The organism is Gordonia sp. ABKF26, from assembly GCF_041103195.1.
GTDB classification, from domain to species: domain Bacteria; phylum Actinomycetota; class Actinomycetes; order Mycobacteriales; family Mycobacteriaceae; genus Gordonia; species Gordonia terrae.
This window is the reverse complement of record NZ_JBGCVZ010000003.1, coordinates 3,748,018-3,762,100: the sequence shown is the minus strand read 5'-3', so window position 1 is coordinate 3,762,100 and position 14,083 is coordinate 3,748,018. Positions and strand designations below refer to the sequence as shown.

The 14,083-nt window shown below is 68.0% G+C and carries 14 protein-coding genes; 9 read left to right on the top strand and 5 right to left on the bottom strand.

The features are described 5' to 3' along the window. Positions 1–9 precede the first annotated feature (9 nt). Positions 10–1,815, bottom strand: a complete 1,806-nt coding sequence (locus tag AB4Z55_RS17420) for a glycoside hydrolase family 13 protein (protein ID WP_369520174.1) — start codon at positions 1,813–1,815, stop codon at positions 10–12. Between the two features lie 77 nt (positions 1,816–1,892). After that, the gene (locus tag AB4Z55_RS17415; RefSeq protein WP_010841643.1) at positions 1,893–2,330 is read right to left on the bottom strand and encodes a globin; all 438 of its coding nucleotides are present in this window, start codon (positions 2,328–2,330) and stop codon (positions 1,893–1,895) included. Between the two features lie 215 nt (positions 2,331–2,545). Between AB4Z55_RS17415 and AB4Z55_RS17410 the strand changes: the two genes are divergently transcribed. From AB4Z55_RS17410 to AB4Z55_RS17400, 3 genes are all read left to right on the top strand, one after another. Next, positions 2,546–3,106, top strand: coding sequence for an HNH endonuclease (locus AB4Z55_RS17410; RefSeq protein WP_369520173.1), 561 nt, complete (start codon positions 2,546–2,548; stop codon positions 3,104–3,106). Positions 3,107–3,255: 149 nt separating this feature from the next. Beyond that, a complete protein-coding gene (locus AB4Z55_RS17405) occupies positions 3,256–3,510 on the top strand; it encodes a hypothetical protein (protein ID WP_004019594.1) in 255 nt (84 codons plus the stop codon). Beyond that, entirely contained in the window at positions 3,497–3,991 is a 495-nt protein-coding gene (locus AB4Z55_RS17400) for a DUF5130 family protein (RefSeq protein WP_193363240.1), read from the top strand. The genes AB4Z55_RS17405 and AB4Z55_RS17400 overlap by 14 nt, the downstream gene beginning before the upstream one ends. 75 nt (positions 3,992–4,066) lie before the next feature. Here AB4Z55_RS17400 and AB4Z55_RS17395 read toward each other — a convergent pair whose 3' ends face one another. Beyond that, on the bottom strand, positions 4,067–5,500 hold the full coding sequence (locus AB4Z55_RS17395) for a cation:dicarboxylase symporter family transporter (RefSeq protein ID WP_369520172.1): 1,434 nt from the start codon (positions 5,498–5,500) through the stop codon (positions 4,067–4,069). 115 nt (positions 5,501–5,615) lie between these two features. Between AB4Z55_RS17395 and AB4Z55_RS17390 the strand changes: the two genes are divergently transcribed. Together AB4Z55_RS17390 and AB4Z55_RS17385 are read left to right on the top strand one after the other, a co-directional pair. After that, the gene (locus AB4Z55_RS17390) at positions 5,616–7,175 is read left to right on the top strand and encodes an ATP-binding protein (protein WP_369520171.1); all 1,560 of its coding nucleotides are present in this window, start codon (positions 5,616–5,618) and stop codon (positions 7,173–7,175) included. Then, complete coding sequence (locus AB4Z55_RS17385) at positions 7,172–7,852, top strand: response regulator (RefSeq protein WP_369520170.1); 681 nt, start codon at positions 7,172–7,174, stop codon at positions 7,850–7,852. The genes AB4Z55_RS17390 and AB4Z55_RS17385 overlap by 4 nt, the downstream gene beginning before the upstream one ends. 56 nt (positions 7,853–7,908) lie before the next feature. Here AB4Z55_RS17385 and AB4Z55_RS17380 read toward each other — a convergent pair whose 3' ends face one another. Next, on the bottom strand, positions 7,909–8,970 hold the full coding sequence (locus AB4Z55_RS17380) for a fatty acid desaturase (protein WP_369520169.1): 1,062 nt from the start codon (positions 8,968–8,970) through the stop codon (positions 7,909–7,911). Between the two features lie 417 nt (positions 8,971–9,387). Between AB4Z55_RS17380 and AB4Z55_RS17375 the strand changes: the two genes are divergently transcribed. From AB4Z55_RS17375 to AB4Z55_RS17365, 3 genes are all read left to right on the top strand, one after another. Further along, positions 9,388–9,573, top strand: a complete 186-nt coding sequence (locus AB4Z55_RS17375) for a hypothetical protein (RefSeq protein ID WP_369520168.1) — start codon at positions 9,388–9,390, stop codon at positions 9,571–9,573. Between the two features lie 63 nt (positions 9,574–9,636). After that, positions 9,637–10,044 (top strand): hypothetical protein, encoded by a 408-nt coding sequence (locus AB4Z55_RS17370; protein ID WP_369520167.1) that lies wholly within the window; start codon positions 9,637–9,639, stop codon positions 10,042–10,044. A gap of 5 nt (positions 10,045–10,049) precedes the next feature. Further along, on the top strand, positions 10,050–10,547 hold the full coding sequence (locus AB4Z55_RS17365) for a DUF5994 family protein (protein ID WP_369520166.1): 498 nt from the start codon (positions 10,050–10,052) through the stop codon (positions 10,545–10,547). Positions 10,548–10,650: 103 nt separating this feature from the next. Here AB4Z55_RS17365 and pepN read toward each other — a convergent pair whose 3' ends face one another. Next, complete coding sequence (pepN, locus tag AB4Z55_RS17360) at positions 10,651–13,251, bottom strand: aminopeptidase N (RefSeq protein ID WP_369520165.1); 2,601 nt, start codon at positions 13,249–13,251, stop codon at positions 10,651–10,653. Between the two features lie 198 nt (positions 13,252–13,449). On the opposite strand from pepN, the gene AB4Z55_RS17355 reads away from it, so the two are divergent. Continuing rightward, the gene (locus tag AB4Z55_RS17355; protein ID WP_369520164.1) at positions 13,450–14,070 is read left to right on the top strand and encodes a DsbA family protein; all 621 of its coding nucleotides are present in this window, start codon (positions 13,450–13,452) and stop codon (positions 14,068–14,070) included. Positions 14,071–14,083 lie beyond the last annotated feature (13 nt).

The following is a 14,083-nucleotide window of genomic DNA, read 5'->3' as shown; positions in this document are numbered from 1 at the left end:
CCGGGCCCGTCACACGAGCCAGGCCGCCGCGTCCGGCGGGAGCATCCCGTCGATGAGAGGCGAACTGACGAGCAGCAATTCACCGGGCGGGAGCGGAACCGGCACCTCGCCGGCGTTCAGTGCACAGACCAGCCGGCCCTCGGAACGGCGGAACGCCAGGCACCCCTCGGGTGCGCCGTACCATTCGATGTGCTCGCCGGCGAACTCCGGTCGCGTCACGCGCAGGTCGATGGCGGCGCGGTAGAGCGACAACATCGAACCCACGTCCTCGAGCTGGGCTTCGACGCTGAGGGCCTGCCACGAGGCGGGCATCGGTAACCAGGTGTCGGTCGACGTGCTGAATCCGAATGGGGGCTCGGTCCCTTCCCAGGGGATCGGGACGCGGCATCCGTCGCGGCCGCGTTCGGTGCGTCCCGAACGCTCCCACACCGGGTCCTGCAGGGCGTCGTCCGGGAGGTCGTCGACGTTGGGCAACCCCAGTTCGGATCCGTTGTAGAGGAAAATCGTTCCGGGCAGCGCCATCTCGACGACGAGCATCGCACGCGCGCGCCTCGTTCCCCGTTCGACGTCGAGCGAGCCGGTCTCCGGATCGACCACCGCGTAGCGGGTGACCTCGCGGGCCACATCGTGATTCGACAGTGTCCACGTGGGCGTGCCCGACACCGACAGGACCGCGTCGAGAGAGTTCTCGATGGCCTCTCTGATCGCACCGGAGTCGAACGGCGCCTTGGCGAGCCGGAAGTTGAAACCGAGATGCAGTTCGTCGGGGCGCAAGTACTCGGCGAAACGCTCGTTGTCGCTGACCCAGATCTCGCCGACATTGGCCGCACCGGGGTACTCGTCGAGAACCTTGCGGATCTTGCGGTGGATCTCGTGCACCGCATAGTTGTTGAAGCGCGGATCGTCGTCCGAGTTCTGCAGGAGTTTGGTCGCCGACAGATCCATGTCCGGCAGATCGGCGGGCTTGGCCATCCCGTGGGCGACGTCGATGCGGAAACCGTCGACGCCGCGGTCGAGCCAGAAGCGCAGGGTCTCCTCCAGATCGGCGAAGACGTCGGGGTTCTCCCAGTTCAGGTCCGGCTGTTCTTTCGCGAAGATGTGCAGGTACCACTGTCCGGGCGAACCGTCGGCCTCCGTCACCCGGGTCCAGGCCGGTCCGCCGAAGATACTGTGCCAGTTGTTCGGCGGCTCGTCGCCGTCGTCGCCACGGCCGTCGCGGAAGATGTATCGCGCCCGCTCGGGACTGCCGGGTGCCGCCGCGAGCGCGGCGACGAACCACTCGTGCTGATCGCTCGTGTGATTGGGGACGAGGTCCATCGTGACGCGGATGTCGCGCTCGTGGGCCTCGGCGATGAGGTCGTCGAACACGTCGAGATCGCCGAACAGGGGATCGATGTCGCGGGGGTCGGCGACGTCGTAACCGTGATCGGCCATGGGGGAGGCCATGATCGGACTCAGCCAGATGGCATCGATTCCGAGGAGTTCGAGGTAACCGAGTTTGTCGATGACCCCGGCGAGGTCGCCGATCCCGTCGCCGTCGAGATCGGAGAAGGAGCGCGGGTAGATCTGGTAGAACACCGCGGATTTCCACCACGAGGTGTCGGACGGATCCAGCTGCGGGACAACGGGCGGTGTGACCGGTGTGTCAGCGGCCACGACGGCCGCCTCGGTGACCGACTCATCCGGGGTCGGCTCGTCGAGCGCATCGACATCGGACTCGATCGCGCCGTCGTCGTACGGCGCGTCCTCGGGCTGGCCCACGTCAGATGACTCGGCGGGGACAACATCTGGTGTCTCGTCGCTCACCGTGGTCATTGTGCCTTACCTGAGTTTTCTCGGAGAAATCCAGGTCAGTCGGCGAGTCGGGCGGCGTGTCGGGAGGGAAACCGCTCTCAGATGGGCGAATTCATCATCGATTGCGCCGCCATCTCCATGTAGTCGATCAACGCTCGGCGGTGCGGGGCGTCGAGGGTCTCCTCGTCGATGGAGGCGATCGCGGTGTGCATGCAGCGCAGCCACGCGTCCCGTTCGATCGGCCCGACGCGGAACGGATTGTGGCGCATGCGGAGCCGGGGGTGGCCCCGCTCGTCGGAGTAGGTCCGCGGACCGCCCCAGTACTGCTCGAGGAACATCCGCATCCGGCGTTCGGCGGGGGCGAGGTCTTCCTCGGGATACAGCGGGCGCAACACCTCGTCGCGCGCCACCTCGGTGTAGAACACAGCGGTGAGGCGCCGGAACGTCTCGGCGCCGCCGACCTCGTCGTAGAAGGTCCGCGCGGGGGTTTCCGGCGCCGGTGGGGTCGGAGGGGATGTGTTGGGTTCGCCAGTCACCTACGCCATTGTCCTCACCCCGGCCGCACCTCTCAACGTCGCGCCGGTTCCAGGGCTCTGAGCTGGCCCGACACCGCGAAACGGTTCCCACGGAGACCGCCGCCGTGATGGACTTGTGCTCGTCGGAGTGGTGGGAGGCGAAAATGACGCACAGATCACACGCGAGGGCGACGCACGGTAGGGCGAGGTCGCGGGCAACGGGCGGTGCGACACCGATGCGGGACGTCGACACCGAGGAGAACGCGACCGGCACCCGCACCTGGACACGTCGTCGGGTGCTGCTCCTCAATGCCACCTACGAACCGCTGACGGCCGTGACGGTCCGGCGTGCCGTGGTTCTCGTGCTGCGCGGTCGCGCGGACCTCGTGCACGCCGACGAACACGGCGGTGCGATGCACTCGGTGGGTACCGCGGTCCCGATCCCGACCGTGGTCCGGCTCCGGAAATATGTCCACGTGCCCTACCGGGCGACGGTCCCGATGACCCGGGACGCACTGATGCGCCGGGACCGGGCGCGGTGCGGCTACTGCGGTGCACGGGCGACGACGATCGACCACGTGGTCCCGCGGAGCCGGGGCGGAACGCATACATGGGAGAACTGCGTGGCGTGCTGTGCGTCGTGCAATCACCGCAAGGCGGACCGCCTCCTCGGGGAGCTCGGGTGGGCGCTGCGTACGGTTCCGGTCGCGCCGAAGGGCAGGCACTGGCGGTTGCTCGCCACGATCAAGGACATCGATCCGGCCTGGCTCCAGTACATCGGCTCCGGCGCTGCGTGAGGCGTCGCGGAGGCCGCGCGGGGGCGCCTCGCGCGTCTACGACGCGCTGTAGGCCCCGGTGCGCCGGGCGGTGTTCGGTGGGTTAGATTGATCAACGATGACCTGCGCCCACAACCGGGCGGGTCCGGCGCGACCATCGAAAGGGTGACATGGACGTCGACAGCCTGATCGTCCCCATCGGAGTGCCAGTCACGATCGTGACGGTGCTCTTCGTGCTGCTCTGTGTTGTCGCGATGGTGTTCTCCTCCGGGGTCAAGTACCCGAAGGTCAAGGAGTACACCCTCGACCAGCAGTGGGAGCATGCACCGCTTCTCTTCAGTGCCACCGACATCGAACCGATGGCACTTCCGCGGCACGCGGAACCAAGCGACGTTGACGGGAGTTCGGCCAGTGGCAAGTGGTGAGGTTACGCACGCGAATGTGAGCGCCGAGGTCGCGGCCCGTTCGGCCGCCGAGCTGCCGGTGGGCGCGGTGTTCACCAACAGCGGCCGCATCTCCGCGGCTCGCTACCCCGGTGACTCGCCGACGACGCCGCCCTTCAGCAAGCGGGACCTGATCGCGCTCGACGACACGCTCAAGGCCGCCAGCGAGAAGGCCCTCGTCCGTTTCTCGGTGTACATCGGTGACCTCGACGGCGACGTGGAGGCCAGTGCCCGCGAGATCCTCGCGAAGTCGCCCGAGCCCGCGTACGGCACGCTGATCGCCGTGTCGCCGAACTCGCGCGACGTGGTCATCGTCTCCGGCAGTTCGGTCTCCACCCGCGTGAACGATCGTGTGGCGGCGCTCGGCGTCACCGCCGCGGTCACCGGTTTTCGTCAGGGCAACCTGATCGACGGGCTGATCGCCTCGCTGCGGGTGATGGCCACCGCGGCCGCCGCCGGCTGACCCGCCCTTCTGCACAGACGACGAGGCCGCCCCACCTTCCGGTGGGGCGGCCTCGTCGTTGCCGTGGTGTCCGCGTCAGTGGGTGAGGACCTTCTCGTGTGCACCTCGCGCGGCGGTGGCGTCCGATTCGAGTTCGTCGTCGACCATGTTGGACTCGTCGAACGGGTCCCGACCCGACAGCACATCGTCGACGCGCTGCTTGTCGACGGTGCTGGTCCATGAGCCGACGAGCAGGGTGGCGACCGCATTGCCGGAGAAATTCGTGACCGCACGTGCCTCGGACATGAACCGGTCGATACCGACGATGAGGCCGACGCCGTCGAGCATCTCCGGCCGGTGGGCCTGCAGTCCGCCGGCGAGTGTGGCCAGTCCCGCTCCGCTGACGCCGGCGGCGCCCTTGGAGGCGATGATCATGAAGGCGAGCAGGCCGATCTGCTCGCCGACCGACAACGGGTCGCCCATCGCATCGGCGATGAAGATCGACGCCATCGTGAGGTAGATCGCGGTGCCGTCGAGGTTGAACGAGTAACCGGTCGGCACCACGACGCCGACGGTCGTCTTCTCGACGCCGAGATGCTCCATCTTGGCGATGAGGCGGGGGAGCGCCGACTCCGACGACGAGGTGGCGAAGATCAGCAGGTACTCGCGGGCGAGGTAGCGCACCAGGCGGAAGATCGAGACCCCGGAGACCGTGCGCAGCAGCACGCCGAGCACGCCGAAGACGAAGACCAGGCAGGTGAGGTAGAACGCGAGCATCAGGGTCAGCAATTGCTGGACCGCGGCCCAACCGGTCTGTCCGACCACATTGGCGATGGCGCCGAACGCGCCGACCGGGGCGACCCAGAGCACCATCGTCAGAACCTTGAAGACGAGCTTCTGGAAGTACGAGACCGCGGTGAGGATCGGTTCCCCGGTGCGGCCCATGGCCTGGATCGCGAAGCCCACGAGCAGGGCGACGAACAGGGCCTGCAGGACACTTCCCTCGGTCAGCGCGGACAACATGGACTCGGGGATGATGCCCTGGATGAAGTCGAGGGTTCCGCCCGATTCGTGTGCGTCCTCGGCCAGCTCGGCTCCCTTGCCCGACATCGCGTCGATGTTGAGGCCGTCGCCGGGCTGGATGATGTTGCCGACGACCAGGCCGATCGCCAGTGCGACCGTCGACATCGCCAGGAAGTAGACGAACGCGAGGCCGCCGACCTTGCCGACCGTCGCGGCCTTGCGAACCGAGCCGATGCCCAGCACGATCGTGCAGAAGATGACCGGCGCGATCATCATCTTGATCAGGCTGACGAACATGGTGCCGAGCACGCCGAGGTCCTTGCCGACGCCGGGCGCGACGAGCCCGACCACGACACCCGCGACCACCGCGATGATGACGGCGATGTAGAGCCAATGGGTGCGGTCCCGCTTCTTCGCGGGCGCGCCGGACGTATCGTCGGGCGTGGTCGCGATCGGGTCGGAATCTTCTCCGGCCGGTGAGCCACCGGATCTGCCTCGGATGTTCATCGGTGATTCTCTCCTCATCCACCTCGGACAACTGTGATTAGGATTGTGGCCCGGTGGGGTGACGCGGGTCACGATTGTGTTCATTACGTTCAGAGTGGGAACGAGGTCGGCTGGGATGCGGTGGTACCCGCGAACGCTCGCCGGGCAGGTGGCGGCCCTCGCGCTGTCGGTCTTCGCGGTGGTCGTCGTCGCCGAGAGCGTCCTCGCGGCCGTGGACGCCCGGATCGACGGAAATCGCGCGGCGCGCGCGGAGGTCACCGCGGTGGCGGTCAGCCTCGCGGAGTCGCCGTCGACCGTTGCCGCGCTGACGTCCCCGGATCCGAGCGCGATTCTCCAGCCGGTGACCGAACGCGTGCGCGCTGCGACCGGGATCGCCTTCATCACCATCCTGGCGCCGGACCGGACCCGCTACACCCATACCGACCCCACCCGGATCGGGGAGCCATATCTGGGGAGCATCGATGCGGCCCTTCGCGGGCAGACCGTGACCGAGAACTACACGGGCACCCTCGGGCCCTCCATCCGCACGATCGCACCCGTTCGCACCACGGACGGGCGGGTGGTGGGGATGGTCGCCGCCGGCATCACACAGAGCACCCTGACCTCGGCGTGGCGTGGCCAGTTGCCGCTGATCGCCCTCGCCGCCTTCGCGGCCCTGGCCACCGCTGTCGGCGGTGTGTGGTGGATACGGCGACGCCTGCTGCGGCAGACCGGCGGTCTGGCGCCCGCGGAACTGCGGTTGATGTACGACCATCACGACGCCGTGCTCCGGTCGGTGCGGGAGGGATTGGTGGTCGTGGAGGACGGACGACCCGCCCTCGTCAACTCCGAAGCGCGACGGCTTCTCGGCATCGAGGCCGACACGTCTCCCGACGAACTGCCCGCGTTCCTCACCGACGGCGACGAGGAGACGGACGTGACCTACGCCGAGCGGGGCCGGGTGCTGCTCGTGAGCCGGTCCCCGGTGTCCGGCCGCCGTCGATCGTCGGTCGTGACCATCCGTGACCGCACCGAACTCGAGGACGCGATGGGTGAGCTCGACTCGATGACGCGGTTCGCCGAGGCCCTCCGGTCCCAGGCACACGAGGCCGCCAACCGGTTGCACACGATCGTCGCGCTCGTCGAGATGGGCCGGCCCGACGAGGCGGTCCGACTCGCGACCACCGAGTTCGAGTTGTCCCAACAGCTCATCGACCGGATGACCCAGGCGGTGGCCGAACCCGCACTGGTCGCCCTGCTGCTGGGCAAGACCGCGCAGGCCGCCGAGCGCGGCATCCCGCTGTCGCTGACCGAGGAGTCGCAGGTGAGCGATGCCGCCACCCGGGTGCTCACACCCGGCGAGATGATCACGGTCGTGGGCAACCTCATCGACAACGCACTGGACGCCTGCGACCCGGCCGATCCATGGGTCGAGGTGACCGTCGTCGGCGACGACCGCATGCTCGACATCGTGGTCGCCGACAGCGGAGCCGGCATGAACGCCGAACTGTTCGAGCGCGCGACCACCCGGGGTTATTCGACCAAGGCGGGTGGTGACGCCGCCGGCCGCGGCCTCGGCCTCGCGCTGGTCTCGCAGGTCGTCGCACGCAAGCACGGGACGATCAGCGCCGAGAACACCTACGGTTCGGTCATCTCGGTACACATGCGCGTCGACGAGCAGGCGGGCACACCGTGATCCGCGTCCTGATCGTCGAAGACGAACCGGTCATCGCCGAGGCGCACCGGGACTATCTCGTCCGGTTGGGCGGCTTCGAGGTCGTGGGTGCCGTGTCCACGGCCCAGGAGGCGCTGCGGATGGCCGCCGCCGGTTCGGTGGACCTGGTTCTGCTCGACCTGGGTCTGCCCGACGCCCGCGGGGTCGACCTCGCGTCTGCGCTGTCGGGGGTGCGCCCGGCGCCCGATGTCATCGCGATCACCGCCCAACGCGACCTCGCGACCGTCCGAAGCGCCATGTCCCGCGGAGTGTTGCTCTACCTGCTCAAACCCTTCACCTTCGCCGCGTTCCGAGAGAAGATCGAGCAGTATCTGCGCTATCGCGAGGCCCTGACCGGCGAGGCCGACGCGGTGAGCCAGCGCGACGTCGACCGTGCGCTGGCGGAATTGCGCACGAGCGACACCCGTCGGTCGGCCAAGAAAGGTGCCGCACCGCAGACCGAGGACGCGGTCAGCCGGGCGGTCCGCGACAGTCCCGACGGACTCACCGCCTCGGAGGTCGCACGCGCCCTGGGATCGTCTCGGGTCACCGCGTGGCGCTACCTCGAGCGGCTCGCGGACGACCACGTCCTCGAACGTGACACCCAATACGGCTCCGCGGGCCGCCCGCAGGTGCGTTATCGATGGCGACGGCGCTGACGTTCGGCCGGCAGGGACGTGCTCCGGCAGGGACTCGGGCGCGTGGATGCCCGCCCCTAGCGGTAGGTGCGAACCAGGGGACAGGTGAACGGATCGCGCTCACCGATGCCCACCTGGTTCAGGTAGCGGATCACGATGCCGTAGGACGCGAGGAGGGAGGTCTCGGTGTAGGTCACGCCGTGCCGGGCGCAATGGGCACGGACGAGCGGCTGCAGTTTGGCCAGATTGGGTCGTGGCATGCTCGGGAAGAGGTGGTGTTCGATCTGATAGTTCAACCCACCCATCATGAAATCGGTGAGGCGCCCACCCCTGACGTTGCGGGACATCAGCACCTGTCGCCGCAGGAAGTCCACACGTAAGTCCTTCGGTACCAACGGCATCCCCTTGTGGTTGGGTGCGAAGGCGCCGCCGAGCAGCATGCCGAAGACGCCGAGCTGGATGCCGATGAAGCACATCGCCTGCATCGGTGTCATCACGAGCAACGGCACCGCGACGCCGAGAGCCAGGCGGGCCACGATGAGGGAGATCTCCAGCGCACGGTGTGGAACCGGCGTGCGCTCGGCGAGCCCGCGCAGGCTGGCGATGTGCAGGGACACGCCCTCGAGCATGAGCAGCGGGACGAACAGCCACCCCTGACGCCGAGCGAACCAGCGAGAGAATCCGGTCCGGGCGGCGGCGTACTCGGGCACGAACGCGATCGCGCCGTCGGCGATATCGGGGTCCACGCCGATCTGGTTGGGCGCCTTGTGATGCTTGTTGTGCTTTCCCCGCCACCAGTGCAGCGACAGCCCCGCTCCCGACGCGGCGAGGAGCCGTGCCGCCCACTCGTTGGCACCGGCGGAGCTGAACATCTGCCGGTGCGCGCCATCGTGGCCGAGGAACCCGAAGTGCGTACTGATCACGCCGAGGGCGACGGCGAGCACGAGTTGCCACCAGGTGTCGCCGAGCATGACGACGAGAGTCCAGGCAGCCAGAAAAGCGACGACGGTGACGGTGATCCGGTGAATATAGAAAACCCGTCTCCGGTCGAGGAGTCCGGATGCGCGGACCTCGGCGGCCAAGTCCGTATAGGAACTCACGAATTTTCGGCTGACGGCGGGTGTGTCGATCGGGGACATGTTGGTCCTCGTGGCCTTCTGTGGTGGCCTGGTGCGTCTTCGGTATCGGAAACCGGAGCGCGTCACGAAATTCATGAACCGGACACCGATGGTCGCGGCGGCCCCGTCAGTATGCCAAAGATCTGCCGATCCGGCCGACCGTGCACTTCGCGATCTCGAATGAGGCGTACGGTGGTGGTACAGGACCGGCACGAGTTCGGCGGATTCACCGCCCACAGCACCGGCCCTGGCGACCGCACGGTTGCGGCGGAGTCAGGCATTCGACATGATCACCACCTCCAGGTTCCTCACCACCACCATTCCCCGATATCGTCCTCATGACGACGCCCACGACGACGAGCGAGTACGGCCCGACCACCTCGTCCAGGGTGGGACGTTCTCGGATGTTCCTCTCGGGCACCATGAGTCGGCGCGCTGATGGCTGGACGACTGGATCTCCCACCCAATGCTCGCCGGCTCAACGTCCGCCTGGCAGAGGGCGTCCACGCCAGCGGTCTCGACGATGAGACCATCGCCGTGCTCGACGAGATGCGCTCACTCGTCGTCAACGCGGTGACCGAGCTCGAAAACGACCAGATCATCGGCTGCTCACTCACTCGCTGAGCGTCAATCCACCTTGCCCGACGGAAGATCCACTGCTGTCGGGGGCAATGGAAAGGGGCCGTTATGACGGTCATCATCGGAGTCGTCATCCTCGTCGCGGCAGTGCTCGCGGCGGCGGTGGGATTCATCGCCAACAACGGCAGTGCGCAAACACTGCCCCCGGATAGTTTCGCCGTCTTCGGGTACCACGTCTCCGGAACGACCGGCGCGCTCCTTCTGCACGGAGTTGTGTTGGGCGCCCTGGGAATGCTGGGTCTTGCCATGATCCTCGCCGGGGCCCGACGTTCGTCCCGCCGGGGACGCGTGGCACGGCAAGAACTCAAACGCTCCGAACGACGAGTTGCCGCCTACGACAACAACGGTGGTGACGACCGGGCGCCCCGCGACCCGGACACCGCCACGGACACCTCGGACCCACCACACCGAGCCGGGCTGCCACGAAGCTGGCGTCACCCGTTGGCAAGTCGGTGACGCGCGTGTCCGGGAACCCGGCGGTCCGCGACGCCGGCGCCGACACCGTGGCGGACGAACCGGTGGTCGATGGTTCTGATCAACAACGCTTCTCGCTCAAGCCCGAAGGTTCGGCGCGGGGCGCGGTGGATGGTGCGTGGTGGCCCAGGACGCACGATCTCGCGTCCGAACTGCCCGCGATCACCCAGGCGGTCGGTCGCCGCCTGATCCGACTCGAACGGGTCGGCTACGGCCTGGTCGACTGGGACGCGGCGGCTTCGGGCAAGGTCACGTTCGACGGGCAGACGGTGCGGCTCGAAGGTTTCCGGACGTGGACTCCCGGCGTTGTTCGATTCATGGGTCCCGGCGGCGCTCTCACCGTCACCGTGATCGGCTCGGACACCGACCCTGAGGTAGCTCGCGCCACGATGACCCGCGCCACCGGCTCGACCAACACTCAGTCTGCCGCGACGCTCATCGACGCGGCGGCCACGGAAGTGGCGGGCGCCCGCTCGGGCCGGTAGACGGCAGGACGCCGGGACTCCGAGGGTGGCATCGCCACACCGCGAAACCCCGGCGCCCGCTGTCGCATCCGTCCGCGGTCAGGCGTCGACGACGTCCGAGACGTCAGGCTTCGGCGTCGAACGCCCGAGCCCGCAGCGAACGTGCGACACCGTCGCGACCCTCGGAGATCAGTCGCTTGAGCGCCGACGGATGGTCCCCGGACAGGAATTCCTCGGCGAGGTCGAGGGCGTGCTGCGACATCGCCCAGCTCGGGTACAGGCCGATGACGACCGTCTGTGCGACCTCGCTGGATCGTCGTGCCCACACCTGGGGAACCGCGTCGAAGTACTTCTCGACGTAGGGCTCGAGGAGTTCGCCCTGTCCGGGGCGGGCGAACCCACCGATCATGGTGCGGGTGTAGACGTTCGAGAGCGTGTCGTCCTCGACGGCCCGAGTCCACGTGTCCGCCTTGGCCTCCGCCAGTGGACGTGCTGCCCGCGCCAGGGCCGCCGACCGCGTGCCGGTCGCGGTGTTGTCACGCTCGGCCTCGGCATCGATGACCGGAGTCGACGCCGGGTCGGTGTCGATGGACCCGGCCGTGGCGAGCGCGGTCACCAGTTTCCACCGCAGGTCGGTGTCGACGGCGAGACCGCCGAGTCCGTGCTCGGCAGGGTCGGCGCCGCCGAGGAGCGCGTGGGCCACGTCGGTCTGGTCGTCGTTGATCCGGCCGGCGAGCCAGGTGTTGACGAACGCGAGCTGATGGTCGGAGCCGGCATCGGCGGCGCGGGCGAGTTCGAGCATGCGCGAACTGAACCCGGGACGGCCTGTCGTCGCCGCCCACTCGGGATCGGCGTAGGACTCGATGGCCGTCGTCGCCTGCAACAGGACTCGCTGCACCACACCGATTTCCGACTCGCCGGCGATGCCCCGGCGTACCAGCTCGACGAAGTCGCGGGCCCGCATCTCGGCCTGGCGGGTCATCTCCCACGCCGCCGACCACACCAGGGTGCGCGGCATCGGATCGCTGATGTCGCCGATCCGGGCGGTCGCGGTGGCCAGCGACTCCGGGTCGAGGCGGACCGAGGCATAGGTCAGGTCGCCGTCGTTGAGCAGCACCAGATCTCCGCGGTGCACACCGACGAGATCGGCGACATCGGTGCGTTCACCCTCGATGTCGAGCTCGACGCTGTGCGTCTGTTCGATGGCGCCCGATCCGTTGTCGGCGTAGACGCCCACACGCAGGCGGTGGACCCTGGTCTCGCCGGCGCCCGGAGCGGCGCCGTCCTGGACGATGGTGAACCGGGTGAACGCGCCGGAGTCGTCGAGCTCGAAGTCGGGCCGGATGACGTTGATGCCCGTGGTGCGCAGCCATTGGGCGCCCCAGTCCGACAGGTCGCGTCCCGACGACTTCTCCAGCGCGCCCAGCAGATCGGCGAACGTCGCGTTGCCGAACTCGTGCGCGGCGAAGTAGCTGCGCAGCCCGGCGAGGAAGTCGTCGAGACCCACGTAGGCGACGAGTTGCTTCAACACCGACGCGCCCTTGGCGTAGGTGATGCCGTCGAAGTTGACCTCGACCGCGGCGATGTCGGGGATGTCGGCGGCCACCGGGTGGGTCGAGGGCAGCTGGTCCTGGCGGTAGGCCCAGGACTTCTCGACGTTGGCGAAGGTCGTCCAGGCGCTGGTGTACTCGGTCGCCTCGGACTGGCACAGCACCGAGGCGAACGTGGCGAAGGACTCGTTGAGCCACAGGTCATCCCACCACTGCATGGTGACGAGGTCGCCGAACCACATGTGCGCCATCTCGTGCAGGACGGTCTCGGCGCGACGCTCGTAGAGGTATTTGGTCACGCGGGACCGGAAGACGTAGTCCTCGAGGAAGGTGACGGCGCCGGCGTTCTCCATCGCACCGGCGTTGAACTCGGGGACGAACAGCTGGTCGTACTTGCCGAAGGCGTAGGGGATGCCGAAGTTCTCGTGGTAGAACCCGAATCCCTGCTTGGTCTCGGTGAACAGTCGCTCGGCGTCCATGAACTCGGCGAGCGACGCGCGGCAGTAGATGCCCAGGGGGATGTCACCGTGCTCGTCGGAGTAGACGTCGGTCCACTCCGCGTAGGGCCCTGCGATGAGGGCGACGAGATAGGTGCTCATCGGGACGGTCTCCCGGAAGCGATGCACCACGGCGGAGGTGGCGCCGTCCGGGTCGGCCGGGTCCTCCGCGTGCGCCGCGTTGGAGATGACCTTCCAGTCCGCGGGCGCGGTGACCGTCACGGTATAGGTCGCCTTGAGGTCGGGCTGGTCGAAGCACGCGAACATCCGCTTGGCGTCGGCGGTCTCGAACTGCGAGTAGAGGTAGACCGAGTCGTCGGACTGGTCGACGAACCGGTGGAGACCCTCCCCGGTGTTGGAGTAGGCGCAGTCGGCGACCACCGTCAGCGTGTTGTCGGCGGCGAGGCCGGTCAACGGGATGCCGACCGACTCGTCGAAGCCGGACACGTCGAGGTCGGTGCCGTTCAGGGTCGCCGAGATCAGGGCGGGAGCGACGAGGTCGACGAACGTCTCACTGCCCTCCGTCGCCGTGAACCGCACCGTCGTCGTGGATCTGAACGTCTCGGACCCGGGCGCCCCGGAACCGTCGGTGAGGTCGAGCTCGATCTGATAGTTCGACACGTCGAGGATTGCTGCGCGGTCGCGGGCCTGGTCTCTGGTGAGGTTCGGAGCAGTCACGCAGGCCAGCTTATCCAGCTCAGGACGTGGGTGGTGTCCTCCGCAACGCGACGGGTCCGGGATCGCTCGGCCGGTTGCCGTGGGTCCGCCCGCGATCTCGGGAACAGTTCGGTGCGCGGCGATGTTGAGGCGTCCGACGGCGCCGCCGGGCCGGCCGCCCGGCACCCGGTGAACAGCAGACCCTCGAGAGGACGTTTCATGTCAGTGCAGGCACAGACCACCGACCGCGTCGATTTCTGGTTCGACCCGCTCTGCCCGTGGTGCTGGATCACCTCGCGCTGGATCCTGGAGGCCGAGCAGGTCCGGCCGATCGACGTGCACTTCCACATCATGAGTCTCGCCGTCCTCAACGAGGGCAAGGACATTCCCGAGGAGTACCGCGAGGGACTCAAGCACGCGTGGCGCCCCGTCCGCGTCATCGCCGCTGCAGCCGCCCAGAAGGGCGACGAGATACTCGCGCCGCTGTACACCGCGATGGGTACCCGCATCCACAACCAGGGCATCAAGGATCTCGACGAGGTCATCGCCGGAGCGCTCGACGAACTCGGCCTCGACGCCTCGCTCGCGGAGGCGGCCGACGGCACCGACTTCGACGAGACGATTCGCACGAGTCATCACGCCGGGATGGACAAGGTCGGCGACGACGTCGGAACGCCCACCATCCACGTCAACGACGTGGCCTTCTTCGGCCCCGTGCTGTCGCGTATCCCGCGCGGTGAGGACGCCGGAACGGTGTGGGACGGTGCGCGCGCCCTGGCGTCCTACCCCCACTTCTTCGAACTCAAGCGGACGCGCGACGAAGACCCGCAGTTCGACTGACCGGGTCCGGTTG